The organism is Clostridium chromiireducens, from assembly GCF_003575225.1.
Lineage (GTDB): Bacteria > Bacillota > Clostridia > Clostridiales > Clostridiaceae > Clostridium > Clostridium chromiireducens.
Window position 1 is genome coordinate 294,725 of sequence record NZ_QXDJ01000005.1, and the last position, 20,323, is coordinate 315,047.

The 20,323-nt window shown below is 30.6% G+C and carries 20 protein-coding genes; 13 read left to right on the top strand and 7 right to left on the bottom strand.

The window, feature by feature from the left end; genetic code table 11:
* The first annotated feature begins 234 nt into the window (after positions 1-234).
* From D2A34_RS20000 to D2A34_RS20010, 3 genes are all read left to right on the top strand, one after another.
* A complete protein-coding gene (locus tag D2A34_RS20000; protein WP_119367783.1) occupies positions 235-1,401 on the top strand; it encodes a stalk domain-containing protein in 1,167 nt (388 codons plus the stop codon).
* Positions 1,402-1,701: 300 nt separating this feature from the next.
* Positions 1,702-2,202, top strand: a complete 501-nt coding sequence (locus tag D2A34_RS20005; RefSeq protein WP_079439432.1) for an RNA polymerase sigma factor — start codon at positions 1,702-1,704, stop codon at positions 2,200-2,202.
* Positions 2,180-3,310 carry a hypothetical protein gene (locus tag D2A34_RS20010; protein ID WP_119367784.1) on the top strand — a complete coding sequence of 377 codons (1,131 nt, stop codon included), beginning with the start codon at positions 2,180-2,182 and terminating at the stop codon, positions 3,308-3,310. Before D2A34_RS20005 ends, D2A34_RS20010 begins: the two co-directional genes overlap by 23 nt.
* A 288-nt stretch (positions 3,311-3,598) precedes the next feature.
* Here the strand turns inward: D2A34_RS20010 and D2A34_RS20015 are convergent, their stop codons facing one another.
* The gene (locus D2A34_RS20015; protein ID WP_119367785.1) at positions 3,599-4,252 is read right to left on the bottom strand and encodes a flavodoxin family protein; all 654 of its coding nucleotides are present in this window, start codon (positions 4,250-4,252) and stop codon (positions 3,599-3,601) included.
* Between the two features lie 148 nt (positions 4,253-4,400).
* Between D2A34_RS20015 and D2A34_RS20020 the strand changes: the two genes are divergently transcribed.
* Both D2A34_RS20020 and D2A34_RS20025 read left to right on the top strand, forming a co-directional pair.
* On the top strand, positions 4,401-4,769 hold the full coding sequence (locus D2A34_RS20020) for a winged helix-turn-helix transcriptional regulator (RefSeq protein WP_119367786.1): 369 nt from the start codon (positions 4,401-4,403) through the stop codon (positions 4,767-4,769).
* A gap of 40 nt (positions 4,770-4,809) precedes the next feature.
* Positions 4,810-5,148, top strand: coding sequence for a DUF2500 domain-containing protein (locus tag D2A34_RS20025; protein ID WP_079439436.1), 339 nt, complete (start codon positions 4,810-4,812; stop codon positions 5,146-5,148).
* Positions 5,149-5,290: 142 nt separating this feature from the next.
* Here D2A34_RS20025 and larA read toward each other — a convergent pair whose 3' ends face one another.
* The gene (gene larA / locus D2A34_RS20030; RefSeq protein WP_119367787.1) at positions 5,291-6,568 is read right to left on the bottom strand and encodes a nickel-dependent lactate racemase; all 1,278 of its coding nucleotides are present in this window, start codon (positions 6,566-6,568) and stop codon (positions 5,291-5,293) included.
* A gap of 819 nt (positions 6,569-7,387) precedes the next feature.
* Here larA and D2A34_RS20035 point away from each other — a divergent pair.
* The 6 genes from D2A34_RS20035 (at position 7,388) to D2A34_RS27515 (ending at position 14,906) form a co-directional block, all read left to right on the top strand.
* Complete coding sequence (locus tag D2A34_RS20035) at positions 7,388-8,173, top strand: electron transfer flavoprotein subunit beta/FixA family protein (protein ID WP_079439438.1); 786 nt, start codon at positions 7,388-7,390, stop codon at positions 8,171-8,173.
* A 20-nt stretch (positions 8,174-8,193) separates the two neighbouring features.
* Complete coding sequence (locus D2A34_RS20040; RefSeq protein ID WP_079439439.1) at positions 8,194-9,132, top strand: electron transfer flavoprotein subunit alpha/FixB family protein; 939 nt, start codon at positions 8,194-8,196, stop codon at positions 9,130-9,132.
* Positions 9,133-9,419: 287 nt separating this feature from the next.
* Positions 9,420-10,955: an L-lactate permease gene (locus D2A34_RS20045; RefSeq protein ID WP_079439440.1), complete on the top strand. Its 1,536-nt coding sequence runs from the start codon at positions 9,420-9,422 to the stop codon at positions 10,953-10,955.
* 211 nt (positions 10,956-11,166) lie between these two features.
* Entirely contained in the window at positions 11,167-12,600 is a 1,434-nt protein-coding gene (locus D2A34_RS20050; protein ID WP_079439441.1) for an FAD-binding oxidoreductase, read from the top strand.
* A gap of 115 nt (positions 12,601-12,715) precedes the next feature.
* On the top strand, positions 12,716-13,855 hold the full coding sequence (locus D2A34_RS20055) for an acyl-CoA dehydrogenase (protein ID WP_079439442.1): 1,140 nt from the start codon (positions 12,716-12,718) through the stop codon (positions 13,853-13,855).
* 307 nt (positions 13,856-14,162) lie between these two features.
* A complete protein-coding gene (locus tag D2A34_RS27515) occupies positions 14,163-14,906 on the top strand; it encodes a cell wall-binding protein (protein WP_119367788.1) in 744 nt (247 codons plus the stop codon).
* A 115-nt stretch (positions 14,907-15,021) separates the two neighbouring features.
* Here D2A34_RS27515 and desB read toward each other — a convergent pair whose 3' ends face one another.
* On the bottom strand, positions 15,022-16,080 hold the full coding sequence (gene desB, locus D2A34_RS20065) for a Delta(10) desaturase DesB (RefSeq protein WP_119367789.1): 1,059 nt from the start codon (positions 16,078-16,080) through the stop codon (positions 15,022-15,024).
* Positions 16,081-16,214: 134 nt separating this feature from the next.
* Between desB and D2A34_RS27520 the strand changes: the two genes are divergently transcribed.
* A complete protein-coding gene (locus D2A34_RS27520; RefSeq protein WP_278336994.1) occupies positions 16,215-16,343 on the top strand; it encodes a hypothetical protein in 129 nt (42 codons plus the stop codon).
* A 298-nt stretch (positions 16,344-16,641) separates the two neighbouring features.
* Here the strand turns inward: D2A34_RS27520 and D2A34_RS20070 are convergent, their stop codons facing one another.
* Positions 16,642-17,295: a hypothetical protein gene (locus D2A34_RS20070; protein ID WP_119367790.1), complete on the bottom strand. Its 654-nt coding sequence runs from the start codon at positions 17,293-17,295 to the stop codon at positions 16,642-16,644.
* A gap of 337 nt (positions 17,296-17,632) precedes the next feature.
* Positions 17,633-18,046, bottom strand: a complete 414-nt coding sequence (locus D2A34_RS20075) for a bacteriohemerythrin (RefSeq protein WP_079439446.1) — start codon at positions 18,044-18,046, stop codon at positions 17,633-17,635.
* A gap of 454 nt (positions 18,047-18,500) precedes the next feature.
* Here D2A34_RS20075 and D2A34_RS20080 point away from each other — a divergent pair, with 454 nt between their 5' ends.
* Positions 18,501-18,692, top strand: coding sequence for a hypothetical protein (locus D2A34_RS20080; RefSeq protein WP_079439447.1), 192 nt, complete (start codon positions 18,501-18,503; stop codon positions 18,690-18,692).
* A 265-nt stretch (positions 18,693-18,957) separates the two neighbouring features.
* On the opposite strand, the gene D2A34_RS20085 is transcribed toward D2A34_RS20080, so the two are convergent.
* Together D2A34_RS20085 and D2A34_RS20090 are read right to left on the bottom strand one after the other, a co-directional pair.
* A complete protein-coding gene (locus D2A34_RS20085) occupies positions 18,958-19,491 on the bottom strand; it encodes a DUF5662 family protein (protein ID WP_119367791.1) in 534 nt (177 codons plus the stop codon).
* A 247-nt stretch (positions 19,492-19,738) separates the two neighbouring features.
* The gene (locus tag D2A34_RS20090; protein ID WP_119367792.1) at positions 19,739-20,293 is read right to left on the bottom strand and encodes a nitroreductase family protein; all 555 of its coding nucleotides are present in this window, start codon (positions 20,291-20,293) and stop codon (positions 19,739-19,741) included.
* Positions 20,294-20,323: the final 30 nt, after the last annotated feature.

Consider the following 20,323-nt stretch of genomic DNA (forward strand, 5'->3'; position numbering starts at 1 on the left):
CCGGTCCACTATGAGTGCTATCCGTCTTCCGTACTGATGAAATAAATATGCACATTGAGAAAGAGCAGCTAAGCTGAAATTCGGAACTTTTCTGCATCTAAAATCTTCTCATGGCAATTTTGGACTTGTTATTTTCTTTCATGTGCCTAAAAGGAAAAATTAAGATGTAAAGACATAAAAATAAATACAATTTTATTTTTGATTGTGTCTAACTTAGAAGGAGAAGATAATATTATGAAAAAATTAATGATAGGTTTCTTAACAGCGGTAACAATTATGGGAATGTCTGCTCAAGCATTTGCCGAAGATTTAAATACTCAAAAGTTTCATTCAGAGGTTACTGAAGATGCTTTTCCAATATCTAACTATGCACCTAAGGATGTAGATATTAATAAGGTATTAATATGCGGAAAAAATATTGAACTTGGAAGAAACGGAGTTTTAATATATAAAGGTAAGATTATGGTTCCTCTTAAAACTACAGCAGAAAGTCTTGGTTTTAAAGTTGAAGCGGATAAGGACAATAAAACTGTAAGATTAGACAATGGTAAAATTAAAATAAATGTTTATGTAGGAACAGATGGTTTTGGGTATACAAGTACTGATCCTGATACTATGGTATTAGCTGTGATGCATGTATTAGGTGCAGAAACTATAATAGATGATAATACTGTATACGTGCCAATAAATTTATATAATTCCCTATTCAATGATCAAAAAACAGTAGGAAGTTTTTTTGTAAGGAATAAAGATGGACAATGGATATATTCACATAATGGAGAGCTGACAACTGGATGGAAGTTAATAAATAATAAGTGGTATTTTATGAATAATAGTGGCATAATGCAAAGAGGATGGGTTCAATATAGTGGCAGTTGGTATTATTTGTTGAATAATGGAGAAATGGCATTAAATACAGAGACTCCAGATGGATATAAGGTAGATCAAAACGGGAAATGGGATGGTAAGTCTGCATCTACTACAGTAAATCAAAATGAAGATGAATTGGATATAATTAATCCTATTGAAGGCTTTGATACTATAGACGATGCTCAAAAAGCACTAAAATTTAAAGTTACAGTACCAAAAGAATTATTAGGTAAATATAATATCAAATATATAAACGCTATATCTAGAAATTTATTTCAAATCTGCTATGTAAATAAACAAAATGATATTTTATTTAGAATGGCACAGGGAACTGAGGATATAAGTGGTGACTATAATAACTATAAGACTAATATTGTTGTAAATATAAATGGCAGCAATGTAAGATTAAAAGGAGATGATAATCTTATTAAAGTTGCGACTTGGAGTTTGAATAATATGTCATATTCTATTTCAGTAAATGATGGCATGAAACATGACGATATAATCAAAATAATAAAAAGTACTTTTTAAGTATATATTAAAAAAATAAATAATAAGTAACATAAGTAGTGACAAGACTAATAAGGATGAATTTAGTTTGGGGTTATAGATAAACCAATTATCAGTTTTACTTTTACTAGTTAATTTATTCAATTTTCACTAAATTTAAGTGGATATACACACCAGAAAGCAAATACATTTTTGTGAAACAGCTCAATTTCCTAGTCCTTGTGGAATAAAAATATATTTGCTTTCGGTTAGTTACCACTTAAGTTTATGTGAAATGTTAAATATCATATTGTGCTACTGGATGGAAGGATGAGTTTTTTAATGAAAGAGGTTTCATTGCGTACGGATGAAATTATTTCACAAGATTTAGATCATTATGGAGATATGCTGCTGAGACTTGCATATTCATACATGAAGAATATATATGATGCTGAAGATGCGGTTCAAGATGTTTTTGTGAAACTGCTTAAAAATATAGAGATATTTGAAAGCGAAGACCATAAAAAGCATTGGCTTATTTGTGTTGCACGAAATATCTGTAAAAATAAATTAAAATCAGCCTGGTTTAAAAAGCATGTAGAATTAATGGACATGCCTTATTATGATGAATATAAGGACAACCATGTTTTGAATCAGGTACTAAAACTCCCAGTAAAATATAGAGAGATCATTCATTTATATTATTATGAAGGATATACTACGGTTGAAATATCAAATATAGTAGATAGGAAAGAAGCAACAGTGAGATCATTACTTAGTAGAGGAAGAAACATGCTGAAAAAAGAGCTAAAGGAGGAGTATGATTTTGAACAAGAAATATAAAGAAGAAATTGATAAGATAGTAATGAATGATGAAATGAAAAAAAGAATACTCCAAAATGTTTTAGTTGCAAATGAAAATGACAATAATGCAGAAAAAAGCTTGAAAATTAAAACTACTAAACCAAAAATAAATAAATATTACAACTTTAAAAAAAATATGCAGATGGTAGCAGCATGTGGTGCTATAGTATTATGTTTAAGTGTAGTTAAAAATTATCCTATGCTTTTAAAACCTGCACCTAATGATTTAGAGCAGAAAGAAACGGTAAAGAGTAATGATGATGAGAATAATAACTTAAAAACTAATAATGATAATAACTATGTTAACAATAAAGATAGTAAAGAAATTTCTAACAATAACAATAAGGAAGATCAAACTGTAGGGAAAAATAATAGTAATTATAATAATGGTGATAGTTATGTCAAAAGAGAGAGTAGTGACAGCTCCAAAATAAGACAAGAAGAAAAAGACAAAGATAATTTACAGTCGAACTCAAGCATAGAGGCAGAGAAAAGCCAAACATCACAAAATAATGATAATAAATCTATAGAAGATTCAAAGATTTTGTCAAAAACAAATCCTGAAGGAGATATTAATAAAAAGGAAAATAAGAATCCGACAAGCACAGAATCTAAAACAAAAGATCAAGATATAATGCAAAATAGAATACCTGAAAATAATGAAGATAATAGTGTTTTGGGCACATCAGTTGCAGCAGAGAAAGTCGAAAATTATAGGCAGGAATATAAGACACTAGATGAAGCTGAAAAAGCGCTAAATTTAAAAGTAAGCCCTTTAAAAACTTTGTCAAAAGGATTTAAAATGGGAAACATAAGTGTTATATCAAATGAAATAATTCAGGTAGATTATAATGATGGTAATAATAATATAATTTTTAGAGCAGGTAAAGGTATTGATAATATAAGTGGTGATTATAATGTTTACCAAGTAAATGATACATTAAAAGTAAATGGACTAAACGTGAATTTGGAAGGAAACAAAAGTGAAGAATATAATTTAGCTACCTGGGAAAAGGATGGTATATCATATTCAATTTCAGCTGAAAATAGCATTGATGAAAAAACAATATTGGGTATGATCATATAAATAAGTTCTTTTTAACCTTGTAAAACAAGTATTAATTAATATGGTTCACTTCCAAGAAAATTTATAGTAACCGCTAAATTATTGCAACTTTAGTTCTTTGAGATAAAGAAGTACCAATGATGTCGTCGCCTCATATAGGATGTAAAGTTGTAATTGATACAAAAGAGTATATAATATTTTAATAGACTTACAATATAGAATCCTATATCGTAAGTCTAAATTTTATAAATAGATGATATAAATTTCAGATTAAAAAATAATATTATTCAACTATATTATTTTTATATATTACTTTATTAAAATAGCACCTATTTCAAATGCTTTTTGACAATCTAAAGGAAACTGAACTTTTCTATGTTCTGTTTTTGCTTCTTCAGAAAATGCATCAGATTTATATTTTGAGTAATCATCAAATTGATAGGTATCATTACTATACATTATTTGAGGTTTTGTGAATATGCGTTCTATAGAAGATTCTATTTTACTGAATGTTAATTTGTAATTAGCAATGTCCATTATTTCTTCTGAAACATTCATTGTATAAATAAATGCAGTTGCCATCTTCTTTGGTGCGATTGAAGTATAGTTTTTATCATACTCAAAATTAGGGAATAATAATCTTTCTAAAAATGATTGCAATTGGCCAGTTATATTACCGAAATATACTGGAGTTCCAAAGATGATTCCATCAGCTTGAGATAGATTTTCTAAAACTTCATAAATATCATCTTTTACTGCACATTTGCCATAACTTTTACCTTCAAGTCTTTTGCAGGCAAAGCAGCTCTTACACCCCGTATAGTTTAAATCATATAAATTAATTATTTCAGTTTCAATTTCGTTATCTTTTTCTGAGGCTTTTACTCCATCTAAGGCTTTTTGAAGCAAAGTAGCTGTATTTTTATTTTTTCTTGGACTTCCATTGATAGCATAAACTTTCATGATAGCACTCCTTTTTTTGAAATTAATTTTATATTATAGTCAATGTTTTCTGTTATAATAGTAAATTATAAGGAATAAATGTACAAGTATGCAGTTTTTTCTGTGTCAGTATAAAAAATATACTATTGAATTTTATGAGGTATAATTTATGAAGAAGGATACTAGTTGTGATACAGTATTTCCTGATGATAATATTTATGAGACCGAATGTCCTGTTATATATGCACTTGATATTGTAGGGCAAAAGTGGAGATTGCCAATTATGTGGTATTTATCAGAAGCGGAACCTGTTAGATACAATGAATTAAAACGAAAAATTAAAGGCATTACGAATATGATGCTAACGAAATCTTTAAAGGAACTAGAAGAGCACAATCTTATTGTTAGAACTCAATATGAAACTATTCCGCCAAAAGTTGAATATTTTTTAACTGAAAGAGGGAAATCATTACTTCCTGCATTGAATGAATTGTATAAATGGGGTGAAAAACAAATAAAACTTGATAAATGTGAATAAAAATATCTTAATTAGAATTTAAAATTTGGAGGATTAGTATATGGCTGGATTTCAGGTAATATTTTTTATTTTTTTCGCTTTTATAATTTTTTTGAGTGTAAGCAGATATATTAAAAATGAAAACTCACCAATTATATCTACTAAGGCACAGCTTATTAAGAAAAAAAGGGACGTATATACAAATACAGATAGCAATGGAGTAATGACAACCAATGAAACATTAATTTTGAAATTTGAATTAGAGACTGGAAGTGAACTGAAATTTACAGTTGGAGGGCATGTTTTTAGGAACATTCCGGAACATGAATGGGGAACATTAACTTTTCAAGGCACACGCTTTCTTAAGTTTGAATCAGTAAGTGGAGTAGTTGAAAAATAGTACTAATATACTTAGAAGCTGAGATTTTCTTATATTTAGAAAGCCTCAGCTTTAATTAGAATTGCATTAACTCCTATAATTTTTATAGTGCATTATAGGAGTTAATACAAATTTTTTATCTATTTCTTTAAGTTATGGCTCTTTATTTCTCAACCACTACTCCTACACCATTTGGAATAACTACAACATCTGCATCTTTACCTTTTATATTATAGGCTTGGCTTAAAGCTTCATCAAAAGTATAGGCATGTTTCATATGCATACTTGTAATCATATTTGGATCACACACATCTGTAACAACGATTACAGTATAATTACTTAAAATTCTGGCTAAAATTTGAATTTCCCATTGATCAGGTATAGTTTCATTTCTAGGTACTTTTAATATTCTTTCAAGAAGTTCTTCTGGTCCTTTAGAATTTGCTACAGTGTCATAAAAAGATTGTCCACCATGACCATCATTACAAGCAGCTATCATAATAATCACTCCACCTTTTTTACAAGTGGCTTCTGCAGCGGTCATACCTTTTACAGCTTGATATAGATTTTGATCTAATGGATATCCTCCATTACTTGAAACTACAATATCAGCCCCTATGCTTTTTACACTTGAAAGATCCATAACAAATTTACAGCCTTCTTCATGTGCAAGCTTACTATCTCCAGCAAATGCATTTATGATATTTTTATTTTCATCGATAACTACGTTTAATATGAATGCAAGGTTTGATTTTTCTGCAGCATAAAGCATATCTTTGTGTATAGGATTATCTTTTATAATACCAGTTCTTGCGTGATTACTATTAATAAATTCTGAACAGTGATTTGCCATTATAGTTTTTGCTGATGCTATGCCTGGTAAAATACTTTTTCTTCCTCCAGAAAATCCAGCAAAAAAGTGAGGCTCTATAAATCCTTCTGCTATTAGTAATTCAGTTTCCATAGCTAATTTGTTTAGAAAAAGTTCACCTCCAGAAGGCAGAATTCCTACACTTACTAAACTATCTTCATCTGTAGAAACATGGTTTATTATTTCTTCATTATCAACTATGTTTTGTCCAAATTTATTTATCATTTCCTCTTTTGTTGTTGGTCTATGAAAACCTGTAGCTATAAGTATCTTTATATTTATACTAGGATTTACCTTTCTTACTCTTTCAAGCAGAATAGGCATAGTAATCTTGCTTGGAACAGGTCTTGTATGGTCACTGGTGATAATAACCATATTATGTTTATCCTTTACTAATTCCTCTAAGGATTTGCTTCCGATGCAATTATCCAGTGATCTATTTACTATATCATTTTGTGAACAATCAGCTTTATAACTATTTGCTTTAGAAACCAATATCCCCTTTAGATTTTTATCTTCAACGTTTACTTTTAAAGATTTTGTTGAGTATGGAATTTCAATTATAGCCATAATAACTTCCCCTTTATCTTAAAATAATCATATTAATATTAAGATTATAACATGTATATTTTAAAATGGTAAGACCAATTATGGAAAAACAAACTAAAACTTATGTGATAAACTCACCGAAATGAGTCGCATACTTTTGTTCCAGTTCCCAAGGAATTTTTATGGGCGATTCTAAGAATAAAAGTTGTACCCAAAACGCTAGCCTCAAAGACAAAGCTTTGAACTAGCATTTTGGAACAACTTTTATTCTAAGAATCACATCCATAAAAATTCCTTATGAAACATTCCACAAAAGTATGCGACTCATTTCTATTTGAGTTATATTTCAAAATATATTATGTAGTTTATGATTTGTTTATCTATAGTAAATTATTTGGATCCATAGAATTATAATTACAAAGATTAAAGAACGCAGCGTAACACTATTTTGTTGTAAATTTCCAACCTATTGGATCTGGGATTTATTTTTTTATAAGAGTCGTGAATTAATTTTCTAAATTAAATCATAAGTAAAATTTATGTGAATTACTATAAGTTTAAGTTATTTAGAATTTATGTAAAAGTAAGTTCTTACTGGGTAAAATGTAGGTAAATTGCGTTACTAAAGAACATAATTGCGCATTCATAATCCTAATAATCTCAAAGAAATTATCAACTTAAAAATATATGCAATAAAAAAATAAAATAGATTATTGAAATCTTTGGAATTATATGATAACATTTACTTGTGAATTGGTAAGACCAATTTATAATGCTTTGCGTAGAGATTAAATTCAAAAAAGTAGTTTGATAATATAAAAGGATAAGGAGAGGGAAAGTATGCAGATTCTATTATGCGTAAAACAGGTTCCAGATGATTCTATTGAAATCCATTTGGATAAAGAAAAGAAAAAGCCTAATTTAAACGGGGTCAGTTTGGTGGCAAATGCATTTGATACATATGCATTAGAGCTCGCAGTTCGTTTTATTGAGAATCACGGAGGAAAGGTCAGTGTATTAACAGTTGGAGCAGATGATTCTCTAAACACATTAAAAAATTGTCTTGCTGTAGGAGCTAATGAAGCATTTTTTGCAAAAGATGATTTATATGCAGATTTAGATGCTATGGGAACAGCTGATGTTTTGGCAGATGCTATTCATAAAATTGAAAAAGATAAAGGTGAGAAATTCGATTTAATTCTTTGTGGAAAGGAATCTACAGATGAAATTACTGGTCAAGTAGGGGCAATGCTTTCTGAAAAACTTGGGACAGGTTATGTTAGCAGTGCGATTGAAATCGATTTAAAGGATAATGTTATGGAGATTCATCAAGAAACTGAGGAAGGATATAATTTGGTTTCTTTAGAGTGTCCATCTGTAGTAACAGTAAGTAAGCCAGATTATGATCCACGTTATCCTACTATAAAGTCAAAGATGGCAAGCCGTAAGGCAGTCATTCCAACTTACAGTGCAGCAGATATTGGAGATGTAAAACAAGCAAAAGTACGCTTAATTGAATATGTTGAACCTCCTAAGAAAGAGGCTGGTATCAAGATTCAAGAGAAAGATGCTGTATTAGCAGTAAATGCTGTTATGGAGCAAATGAAAAAAGATAAGGCAATCTAATAGAGGGGGAAAACGAAAGTATGAAAGCATTATTGTTCATTGAAACAGACGGAGAAAAGGCATTAGGCGGAAGTCTTGAATTAATTAGTGCAGCAAAAGCATTAGATGCAGAAGGAACAGCTATTATAGCAGGTAACAGAGATATTGCGGATACAGTAGCAGACTTGGGAATTCCAGTTATTTTTACAAATACTGCTGCAGATTGTGATACCTTAACAGAGGTATTATCACAAATTGTTAGGGAACAAAATCCAGATATTATTCTATTAGCTAATACAACACTCGCTAAAGATATTGCACCACGTATTGCAGGACGTATTGGTTTAGGGTGTGTAAGTGACGTAATAGGGATGAGTAAGACTGATGATAAAGTTATATACACTAGACCAGCTTATGGCGGTACAGTTTTAGAGCAGATTGAGGTAGATGGTACGGCTGTTGTTACAGTTAGAAATGGAAGCTATCAAAAGCCAGAAGCTGCTTCAAATGCAGGCGTTACAGAAAAAGAAGTAGAAATTCCAGCTAGTGTTGTTAAGACAAAGATTATTAATATAGTGAAAGAAATTTCTGAATCTGTAAATTTAGAAGAAGCTGAGGTTATTGTTTCTGGTGGACGTGGCATGGGAAATGCAGAAAATTTCAAACTTGTTAAAGAATTGGCACGTGTACTTGGCGGTGTAGTAGGTGCAACAAGACCAGCAATTGAAGATGGATGGATTTCTCGTGCACACCAAGTTGGACAATCAGGAAAAATCGTATCACCAAAGCTTTATATTGCATGTGGTATCTCTGGAGCAACACAACATACATCCGGAATGTCTGGTTCTAATTACATTGTGGCAATTAATAAAGATGAGGATGCTCCAATTTTTGAAATCGCTAATCTAGCTATTGTAGGGAATGCAACTGAGATTCTTCCTATTATGATTGAAGAAATGAAGAGAGTTAAATCTGAGTAAATATTTTCTTGATTTCTAAATTCCTGTCGCATTATAAATTGGTGCGATAGCTCAATAAGTAAATCTCAATTCATAAATTTTACATTTGGAGAGCTATTAAAAAGCATAAGTCAGCAATAGACATAGTATAAAGAAAAAGAACTAAATCCAGATATGTGCAAAAATAGTAGAGTTAACAAGTGAAAAACTATGTAATCACAATATGAATGGTAATACTAATTAGTAAAAAGTAGAACCAAGAGGTAAAAGGTAGTGTCATTTAAAAATTGAATAAGGAGGATAAAGGAATGTTATTTTTTAAATTCTTAATGGCGATATTACCTATCATTTGGCTTATTATTGCACTCAGTGGATTAAAAATGCCTGGTTATAAAGCCTGCTCTATTGCACTTGTTCTTACATTGGTTTTAGCTATTTTTTTCTGGAAATTAGATGCAGTTTATGCTGCGACAGGAGTACTGGAAGGTATACTTAACGCATTATGGCCAATTTGTCTAGTTATTGTGGCAGCTCTGTTTACGTATAATTTGATTTTACGTACAGGTGCGATGGATTCAATAAAAAAAATGTTGGCTGGAGTTTCTAGGGATAAAAGGGTTTTAACCTTAATTATTGGATGGGGATTCGGTATTTTCATGGAAGGAATGGCGGGCTTTGGTACAGCAGTTGCTATCCCAGCATCTATGCTTGCGGGTCTTGGATTAAATCCATTTGCAGCGGTTATAGCATGTTTGGTTGCTAATACTACACCAACTGCTTTTGGATCGGTTGGAATACCGCTCGTAACACTTTCAGCAGTAACAAAAGTTGGAGCCAACGCATTGGCAGCAAATACTGCAATAATTGAAGCACTTCTCTTCTTTATCGGTCCATTTGTTATGGTATGCATTGTAGGTGGTGGAATAAAGGCATTGAAGGGAGTATTTATTGTTACCTTAGTTGCTTCATTATCATTTTTAGTACCTGCGTATATTACAGCAACAGTACTTGGAGCAGAATTACCAGATATAGTAGGTTCTATTTGCTCTATGGTATGTACAATTGCTGCAGCAAAAGTCTTTAATAAAGTACCTCAAGAAGAGTATTGTATTGAAGTTAACAAGACACAAGAAGAAAGAACTTTATCATTTGGTAATGCAGTACAAGCTTGGTGTCCATTTATTTTAATATTCTTAATGTTAATGTTTACGTCTACATTATGTACACCGATTCATGATGCAATTGCAGTATTTAAAACTAGTGCAAGTGTATATGCTGGTAAAGGAGCTAATACGTTGACCTTTAGCTGGATTAATACGCCAGGTATTATAATTTTCATTGCTGCAATTATTGGAGGTATTATTCAAGGGGCAAAAGTATCATTGATGTTTGATGTGTTACTTAATACATTAAAAGCAAACTGGAAAACAATTGTTACAATTTGTGCAGTTATGTCAACAGCAAAGGTAATGAGCTATAGTGGAATGATTTCAGATATTGCAAGCCTTTTAGTTGTAGTTACAGGAGGGGCATATCCGTTAATTTCCCCACTAATTGGATCCATTGGAGGATTTGTTACAGGTTCAGGTACATCAACCAGTGTTTTATTCGGAGGATTACAAGTACAAACAGCACAGAACCTTGGACTTTCTGCTGCATGGATGGGAGCAGCTAATACTCTTGGAGCAGGTATAGGAAAGATGATTTGTCCTCAAAGTATAGCAATTGGAGCAAGCGCTATTGGCAAATCTGGTTCAGAAAGTAAAATTTTGAGAAGTGTATTTAAATATTATATCTGCTATGTAGTTATAGCTGGAATCATATGTTTTGTTGGAACACTTTAAGGCAGTTGATATTTTACAGGTGACCATTTAAAGTTGACCAGGAAAATTTCAGTAGTTTTATTAAAATTAAAGAATCTTATTCAAAAGTCTACATTGTCTACGGGACATCCTAAAGGGCATGAAGTGTAAACTGAATTCGTTCGGTGTAGTAATTTGCTAATGAAAGATAAAGTGAAATTTACACCTAATATGTTAGAAAGGAATGAATATTATGGCTGAGTATAATCAATTGACCGAAGAATTAATCTCAAAATTACAGGAGGCAGCTCCAGGACATATTTTAACAGGTGATGATATTAATGAAGATTATTGTCACGATGAAATGCCTATTTATGGGAAAGTAGCTCCACAAGTTGTATTTATGGCACATTCTACAGAGGAAGTTGCCGCAGTAGTAAAAATATGTAATGAAAATAAGATACCGGTTACTCCAAGAGGAGCAGGAACAGGTCTTGTAGGTGGGGCAGTGCCACTACTTGGAGGAGTTTTAATTGACATTACAAAGATGAACAAAATACTTTCTTATGACTTAGAAAATTTTGTTGTTCATGTAGAGGCAGGGGTTTTGTTAAATGATCTTGCAGAGGATTGCGCAAAGCAAGGATTATTATATGCTCCAGATCCAGGCGAAAAGTTTGCTTGCTTAGGAGGAAATGTTTCAACAAATGCTGGTGGAATGAGAGCTGTTAAATACGGTGCAACACGTGATTATGTACGTGCTATGAAAGTTGTTCTTCCAACAGGCGAAATTACTGACTTTGGAGCTACAGTATCAAAAACAAGTTCAGGTTACAGCCTTTTGAATTTAATGATTGGTTCAGAAGGTACCCTAGGAATTATTACAGAACTTACTTTGAAAATCATGCCAGCACCAAAGGTAGTTGCAAGTTTAATTATTCCTTTTGATAATTTAGATGATTGTATTTCTACTGTTCCTAAGTTTAAGATGGAACACATGAATCCACAAGCTATAGAATTCATGGAAAGAGAAATAGTTTTATCTAGTGAAAGATATATTGGAAAGAGCGTATTCCCACAAGTAGTTGGTGGATTAACTGCAAATGCTTATTTACTTGTTACTATTGATGCAAGTAATGAAGATGAATTAAATAACCTTATCGAACAAGCAAGTGAAATAGTATTAGATGCAGGGGCAATTGATGTTCTTGTAGCTGATACACCTGCAAAAATAAAAGATGCATGGGCTGCACGTTCTAGTTTCTTAGAAGCAATTATGGCAGAAACAAAATTATTAGATGAATGTGATGTTGTAGTTCCAGTAAATAAAATTGCTCCTTATCTTGCTTTTGTAAAAAAAGCTGGTGAAGAGTTTGGATTAACTATTAAGAGTTTTGGTCATGCAGGGGATGGAAATCTTCATATATACCAATGCAGTAATGATCTAGAAGAATCAGAATTTAAAGAAAGAGTTGATAAATTCTTTAAGATTATTTACGAAGAAGCAATAAAATGCGGAGGCCTTGTTTCAGGAGAGCATGGAATAGGCAGTGGAAAGATGAGTTATTTAGCAGATAGTGTTGGAGAAATAAACATGGAATTAATGAAAGGTATTAAAAAAGTGTTTGACCCAAATTCTATTATGAATCCAGGTAAAGTATGTTGCCCATTAGAAAATTTAGCTTAATAGGGCATAAGCAAAGATAATTGATATCTCACAAAATATAAAAAGGAAATAAAAATATTAAGTGGTGTACAAGCGAGTACACTAGATAGATATAAAAGAGAGGCAGGAAATTAAAATGGATTTTAAACAAGATGAAAACCACCAACAATTACTAGAAATGTATCGTGAGTTCGCAGAAAATGAGGTAAAACCAATTGCAAAAGAAATTGATGAAAGCATGCGTTTCCCTGAAGAAAATGTAGCAAAAATGGCTGAAATGGGCTTGCTTGGAATTCCATTTCCTGAAGAATACGGCGGAGCCGGAATGGACACATTAAGTTATATACAATGTGTAGAAGAATTATCTAAATGTTGTGCAACAACAGGTGTTATTGTTTCAGCACATACAAGTCTTTGTGCAACACCAATTTACACATATGGTACAGAAGAGCAAAAAGAGAAATATTTAAAACCACTTGCTTCAGGTGAAAAATTAGGTGCCTTTGGATTAACAGAGCCTGTTGCTGGAACTGATGCTTCTATGCAAAAGACAACAGCTGTACTCGAAGGTGACCATTATGTATTAAATGGAAGTAAAATTTTTATTACTAATGCAGGCTATGCAGAGATATATATTGTTTTCGCTATGACAGATAAGAGTAAAGGAACAAAAGGGATTTCAGCATTTATCGTTGAGAAAGATTTCCCAGGTTTCTCTGTTGGAGGTCATGAGTTAAAGATGGGAATCCGTGCATCTTCTACCTGTGAATTATTCTTTGATAACTGTATAGTTCCAAAGGAAAATCTTTTAGGAGAAGAAGGCAAAGGATTTGCTATTGCAATGGCAACTCTTGATGGAGGCCGTATTGGTATTGCTGCACAAGCTCTTGGTATTGCAGAAGGTGCAATAGAAGAAACTGTAAAATATGTTAAGGAACGTGTTCAATTTGGGCGTCCTATAGCACAATTCCAAAATACACAATTTGAACTTGCACAGATGCGTGCAAATACTGAAGCTGCAAAACTTTTGGTATATCAAGCTGCATGTGCAAAAGATGATCATCAAAAATTCACACATTTAGCTGCTATGGCAAAATTGATTTCCGCTAGAAATGCTACTGATGTAACAAATCGTTGCTTACAATTATTTGGAGGCTATGGATATACAAGTGATTACCCAATTGAAAGAATGATGCGTGATGCAAAAATAACAGAAATTTATGAAGGAACATCAGAAGTTCAAATGATGGTACTTTCAGGATGGATGCTTAGATAATATAAAATAAATTTGCCTTCTTGTTAGGCTCACTCAAAAAATAATAGAGTACTAGTATTTTTTGAGTGACTTAAGCCTATTTAAATAAACTAAGAAAATAACAAGTTCGACTGCATAAAGAACTTGTTATTTTTTTATGTGCTTAATACAAATTTCTAATAATAATAAATGAATGAGGTAAAGGAGAACGTATTTTTAAGGGGGAGAGAAGCTATTTATGCATTGTTATAACAAATATTTGAATATTTGAGTTTTGGTGGTATATAATTAAATAAATGAATAGTTATAAAAAACAAAGGGGTAAAAAATGAAAAGGTTAAAACCAATAAAAATTTTAGTAAACTCATTATTAATAGTTTCGGTATTGGTATTAAATCCAATAGGAGCAAATGCAGAATGGAGACAAAATAGCATAGGGTGGTGGTTCACCGAAGGAAATTCGTGGTCAGTTGGTTGGAGAGTGATTGATGAAAAATGGTACTATTTTGGACAAGATGGGTATATGAAAACAGGATGGTTACAAGATAGTGATGGAAAATGGTATTATTTAAATTCAGATGGAAGTATGGCCCACGATACAACAATAGACGGGTACACAATAGGTTCAGATGGAGCAAGGAACCAAAGCGTGCAAAGTAGTTTTGAGCAAAGTACCACAACAGAAAACATTTTATCAAATGCTAATCTAAGCCATACAACGATAAGTGGTGTAACTGGTGTGAAATTTGATGATATTACCAAAATAGTTTTTTCTGATGGAAGAGGACGAAATAAGCCAGTAATAGTTGAAGATAAGCAAAAGATTAGAGAATTCATGGAATATTTAAATGGCTATGGTGTTAAGAAAACAGAAAATCCTGAATCAATAGGATGGATATATAGGGGGATATTCTATATAAATGACAAAGAAGTAATGGATATAACATTTATTAATCCAATAGTTATTAATAGGAATTATTTTAATATTACAGAGGGTGAACTTGATACTGCAACTATTGGTAAGTTTTTAAAATCAATTGACCCTTCTTATGATGTAATGGCTGGTTTATAAGCAATTTTTTAAAGTAAAATATAAAACGGAACTCTTTTTCAGGAGTTCCGTTTTATTATATTGTATTATTAACACTATTAATTAACATAGCGACCAAATAGGTTATTTCACGAGCCTAAGATATATGTTTATATATATGATAAGAAATATTGTCAGCACTTAGTCCATTTTCTAATGAATTATACACACGTCTATTTTTAGGGTCTATTAACTCTTCATTATTATAGTAGATTCTAGGAGTATTCCATAGAAGTTTTAAAGCACTTCCAAGTGGCATTTGATGATATTTGTCTGGCCATAGTTTCAATATCTCTCCTTTTACTAGTGCATAATATTTAGGGTTTATGCCTGGAAACAAGTGGTGCTCTGTATGATAAGAAAAATTAAAATGGAGAATATCTAGCCATTTAGGAACTGTTACAGAAAGACTATTAGCTAAAGGATCATTTATAGGCACAAGAGGGTTTAGTCTATGGTTAGTAGAGATGTAACACATTACAATAAAATTACCTATGAAGAATGGAATTAAATATGAGAAAATCCATTTTTCGGTTTCAAGTAAGAAGAATAAACCTATCCATATGATCCAAGGAAGTATAAATTGTATCCATAGTCTTAAATTTTTTTCCTTCTTCAATTCTTTACTATAAATAAAGAACATACGAGTGCCATGAAGGGTAAAAGAAATAGTTAGTGCTGTGAAACTAAATAGAGAACGAAACAATAAAGGAAGCTTATAAATATACTTTATAAAAGTCCTATTGTTAAATTGCTCAAAGCTCATCCATGCATCTGGGTCATTTAGTTCATGTTGAGTATTAGCATGATGGCTCATATTATGCCACTTAATCCAAAGCTGAGGACCTATGCTTAAAGGCATAAAAGCTATTCCCCCAAGTAAATTCTTTAGCCAATGTGTTTTTACGACAGTACCATGTAAAATCTCATGTCCTAAAAAGCCTATAGATGCAAAACTAAAACCTAAAACTAAAGATATGAGAAATTTAATAAGGTAATTAAATTCCAATAAATTAATTGCAAGTATTCCACAAACTATAATTAATGTATATGCAAGTCCTCCGAATAATCTCGATGGGACTGGTTTAAATGCACTTTTTGGTAGTTTGGGTGATATCTTATTAGCATACCATCCTATATTATGAAGTTCTCTCATTGATTTTACCACCTTTCTTATCTTAGAAAGTATTAATAAATACATATCCGATAAATATATTATGACTTTGAAATATATTTTCCAAAGTTCTTAATTCATGTTAACAATAATTGTTATTAGTTGTCAATAATTATTTGTTGATATTATTTTATATTACCTTAAATAAAGGATATTATGTTTTCAAAGTTGATGTATCAGGATTAAAAGATGAAGAAGCAGAAGAAAAAATCATGGATGCAAAAGTAGGCAATAAACAAAAATAAACAATAAAAATATTTTTATTGTTTACATTAAAGATTCTTTTAAAGGAATATGGTTTTAAATAAAACTTTTTTACAAGTTAAAAAGGTAAAAAGTTAAGAAGGTAAAAATAAAAAAAGTTAACAATTTATAGGAAATATCAGCATTGAGGCATATTGAAAGGGATTAAAGAAATAAGTGTTATGAACTATGACATGAGAAAACTAATTTTAAATTTGTAGAAACTGAGACTGTTCTTGTGAAGAGTCTCAGTTTTATCATATTATACACTTTGCTAGATATAATTATGATAAACTTAATTTATCCAAATTCATGTCCCGGTATCCCGTTATTAACATAAGTCTTGCCTTCTAATGGATGGAACCCAGATATTTCTATATCTGTTACAACAGGATATGAATTATGCTTATTGGGAAATGTAAAGTTGAGAGTATAATTTTTTCCGTGAAAAACAGCTTTCGTACCATCGCCAGTAAAAACTGCGGTGTTTTTAAGGAAAATAACTTTTTTACTTTCTGTCTTCCCATATAATGTATTTACCTCATAAATAGTAAAATCAAAAGAAGTATTAGTTACATTAGAAATTGCAATTTCACAATAATTTTTTAATACATTATCTCCAAAACGCCTATCATCAAAATAAGTGCCATTATATAATTTGACTATACTATTTACTTTAGTTGTTTTTTGGGAGTCATTATTTTTATCTTTTACTTCTTGTTCATTTGGACTTTTTTTAGCAGACTCTGTAGAACTTATGGATTTTGAATCTGTTTCTTTCTTTACATCAACATTATTTTGATCAATAGTAGCTTGTATTGGAACATTAACGTCTTTTGAATTATCTTGTGAAGTTTGGTTTTCGTTGGTAGGCTGCATAGAGTTATTATTACTACAACCACCTAAAATTAGAAGCAAACTTAAACAAGATATCAAAACTAAGTTCTTTTTCATAATACGAACCCCTTTAATTTTAAAATCAATAATTATAATAATATTATAACAAAGTCATCTATATTATATATATATTACCTTTAAAGCATTGAATTGTTACCTCAGTTATTTGATTTTTTGTTTAAGTTATACATACAAGGATAAAAAATATCATTATTTGTTACTTATACGACGAGCATAAAAAGCAATATCGAATTACACAAAAAGTAGTACCACAAAGTATGATTGTGGTACTACTTTTTTTAAACAAGAACTATTTAAATGTCTATCAGCTAAAGTACTTTAGGATCTTTAGCAAAGAAGGAATGGTTAAGAAATATGTATTTTTGATTATATTTTAGTTATTATATCCATTTTCAATCATAAAATCACCTAAATCTTTATCTAAATTTGTTATGTGATTTTTTAACCAATCAGCTAGTCTTTCTTGAATATTTGAGGCTAATAATGCTGAAGTTCCCTGGGTTTCAAAAACTCTTCTAAATTCTTTAAGATCGTTTTTAAATTCTTCATGTTGTTTATGTTGAATATTATATAGAGGATAATTTATCTTCAGTTGAAGTTCTTCTTCTTCATTAAAATGCTTCACTACATATTCCTCAAGAAAGTCTAGAGTTTTAGTGACTTCTTCATTGCCTTTGTCCTCTTTAATAGATGTCAACAATTGGTCCAAACGATCAATTAACTCTTTATGTTGATTGTCAATGCTATCAATTCCTATATTTAAAGTCCAATCCCAATCTAAATACATTAAAATCACCTTCCACAAACTATTTTTTTAATCTTATAAATATATATTTCTATATATTATTTAGAATACCTCTTTGTTCAGCAATTATTTTCACCTGTTTTATAAGGAATTGCTTTTCATTGCCTTATACTTTCATAGTTTTATTTGAAGCTATATTTACACGGTAATTTTTTATGGGAATAAATTAATAAAGTATATAAAAGCCTGATTAAAGTGTTACTTATATTTATGTTGTAGATGTAGTAAGAATATTAGAATTAATGTAAGTTTGGCACCATTATGTGGGAATAATGATGTATGTTGTATAAATAGGACATATGTGGTAAAGTATAAATAATAATTAACATGAGAATTCCCTACTCTGGGAGTCAGAGTATTCTTTTAGGTACTTGCAAAGCTTATAATTACCTAAATAGGATACTTTATTAATATACTTTGAAAGGATTTGATAAACATGAATAATGATGCAGTGTTATTATCTGAAATTAAGAACAAGAAAAATAGGACAAGAGCAGAGGAATTGCTATTAAAAGATGAAAATATCATAAGCTATATTCAAGATATTTTAGTTGAAGAGTCTAAAGGCCATATTTGGCACGAAGGAGCTATTAAAAAAATTAGAGAATACATAAATGTAAATTATTAGAAATTTACTAAAATTTATAGTGCATTCATTGTAGTGTAAATATATAAAATCAAGAAGTGCCAGGAATAAGGTACTTTTTTATGTTAAAAATCAAGAATTTGATAATTTAATAAATACACCAAATTATAATAGTTATAAATTGGAAGGAGAGTTATAGTGTGGGCGGCGTTGTCATTTTAGTAGAAATATTTTATTATTTGTATTATTAACACTATTGTGTGAACATGTTAAAAGTAGGAGAGTCTAAAAAATAGACAATTAATGATTATGTGTTTATTAGAATATTATTTTTAATGTACATAAAAGTTTTATATTCTCCATCATTGGCGAGTTTGATAAGTAAAGTTTCTAAAAGTGCTCTTACTTCATCATGTAATACATAATAATGTTTTCTGTTTTCATAATAGTTAAGTGGACTTTCATCAGTATACTTTTCTTTTAGATAATTTTTTGAAGCGCAAACTCTATCTATAAACATTTCAACAACATAATCTACAGGCATTTCCATTCCCTTAAGGCCTTCTGCTTCATTTATTCCGTAATCTATCCAATATTCAAAATGATGTTTATTTCTGCCCTTATGATGAAGCCATGCTGCTGAATAGCCTTCCACAGTTTTTTGAACACCATTGGGACTAACATATCCTCGATAATACTTTATTCCAGCTGAAAATTCAACCAGTGAATATTTAGACATATCATGAAGTAATCCTTGTTTATATAAACCTACTTTAAAACAATACTTCATAACTAATAGCTTATGATAAGTTATGGTTTTAAAATGTTTGACAATATTCATAATTTTAATTTTCTCCTATTAATAAAATTGTTATTACTGAGCTTGTACATTTGTAGTGGCAGAGATAAGTAGCTTTTAACTAGTCTCATGTGGTGACTTACAGAAATTTAAAAGTTATCTATATTATATTATTTCTAGATTTAAACATAAAGAGATATTGTGAGAAACACAGCAATTCTTTAAGAATTAGTCAGTGTGAAATTTTTAAATATGTCTTAATTAATAGGAGAAAATATGAGTAGGAGAATTATCTTATATAATTTATTACATTTAATTTTCTTTTAGGCGCAATTATTTCTTTGTCCACTGACTTGTACCCCAGAGCTACACCATAATAGGGTTCATATCCTTCTGGAATACCGAGTTTCCTAGCTTCGTCTTCTAATTTTAAGAAAAATGTTATGAGGCCGATCCAAACAGAACCAATATTTAAGCTTTCTGCCGATAGAAGCATATTTTGTATTGCTGCGGAGCAATCTACTTTTGGAGAGAGTGCACTTTTATTGCCAGATACAATTATTAGGGTAGGAGCGTCATATGTTAGATTTACTTTTGGATTTAAACCCATGTTTTTAATCCAACCAATTTCAGATTCAGCCATTAACTCTTTAGATTTATCATTAATATGTTTAATTATTTCTTTGTTTTGAAAAACAGTAAAATGCCATGGCTGGTCATTGTGACCAGAAGGTGCATAAATACCGGATTCAATAATTAAATCTAAATCTCCTTGTTTTATTTGTGTAGGTAAATATTTTCTTACACTTCTTCTATTTCGTATAACTTTTAATACTTCATTCATATAATTTCTTCCTTCCTTTTTAGTTTTATT

Bases quoted from the DNA above. Each gene is read 5' to 3' on its own strand.
- D2A34_RS20000 (WP_119367783.1), top strand. From the start codon at position 235: ATGAAAAAATTAATGATAGGTTTCTTAACAGCGGTAACAATTATGGGA.
- D2A34_RS20005 (WP_079439432.1), top strand. From the start codon at position 1,702: ATGAAAGAGGTTTCATTGCGTACGGATGAAATTATTTCACAAGATTTA.
- D2A34_RS20010 (WP_119367784.1), top strand. From the start codon at position 2,180: ATGATTTTGAACAAGAAATATAAAGAAGAAATTGATAAGATAGTAATG.
- D2A34_RS20015 (WP_119367785.1), bottom strand. From the start codon at position 4,252: ATGAAAGTTTATGCTATCAATGGAAGTCCAAGAAAAAATAAAAATACA.
- D2A34_RS20020 (WP_119367786.1), top strand. From the start codon at position 4,401: ATGAAGAAGGATACTAGTTGTGATACAGTATTTCCTGATGATAATATT.
- D2A34_RS20025 (WP_079439436.1), top strand. From the start codon at position 4,810: ATGGCTGGATTTCAGGTAATATTTTTTATTTTTTTCGCTTTTATAATT.
- larA (WP_119367787.1), bottom strand. From the start codon at position 6,568: ATGGCTATAATTGAAATTCCATACTCAACAAAATCTTTAAAAGTAAAC.
- D2A34_RS20035 (WP_079439438.1), top strand. From the start codon at position 7,388: ATGCAGATTCTATTATGCGTAAAACAGGTTCCAGATGATTCTATTGAA.
- D2A34_RS20040 (WP_079439439.1), top strand. From the start codon at position 8,194: ATGAAAGCATTATTGTTCATTGAAACAGACGGAGAAAAGGCATTAGGC.
- D2A34_RS20045 (WP_079439440.1), top strand. From the start codon at position 9,420: ATGTTATTTTTTAAATTCTTAATGGCGATATTACCTATCATTTGGCTT.
- D2A34_RS20050 (WP_079439441.1), top strand. From the start codon at position 11,167: ATGGCTGAGTATAATCAATTGACCGAAGAATTAATCTCAAAATTACAG.
- D2A34_RS20055 (WP_079439442.1), top strand. From the start codon at position 12,716: ATGGATTTTAAACAAGATGAAAACCACCAACAATTACTAGAAATGTAT.
- D2A34_RS27515 (WP_119367788.1), top strand. From the start codon at position 14,163: ATGAAAAGGTTAAAACCAATAAAAATTTTAGTAAACTCATTATTAATA.
- desB (WP_119367789.1), bottom strand. From the start codon at position 16,080: ATGAGAGAACTTCATAATATAGGATGGTATGCTAATAAGATATCACCC.
- D2A34_RS20070 (WP_119367790.1), bottom strand. From the start codon at position 17,295: ATGAAAAAGAACTTAGTTTTGATATCTTGTTTAAGTTTGCTTCTAATT.
- D2A34_RS20075 (WP_079439446.1), bottom strand. From the start codon at position 18,046: ATGTATTTAGATTGGGATTGGACTTTAAATATAGGAATTGATAGCATT.
- D2A34_RS20080 (WP_079439447.1), top strand. From the start codon at position 18,501: ATGAATAATGATGCAGTGTTATTATCTGAAATTAAGAACAAGAAAAAT.
- D2A34_RS20085 (WP_119367791.1), bottom strand. From the start codon at position 19,491: ATGAATATTGTCAAACATTTTAAAACCATAACTTATCATAAGCTATTA.
- D2A34_RS20090 (WP_119367792.1), bottom strand. From the start codon at position 20,293: ATGAATGAAGTATTAAAAGTTATACGAAATAGAAGAAGTGTAAGAAAA.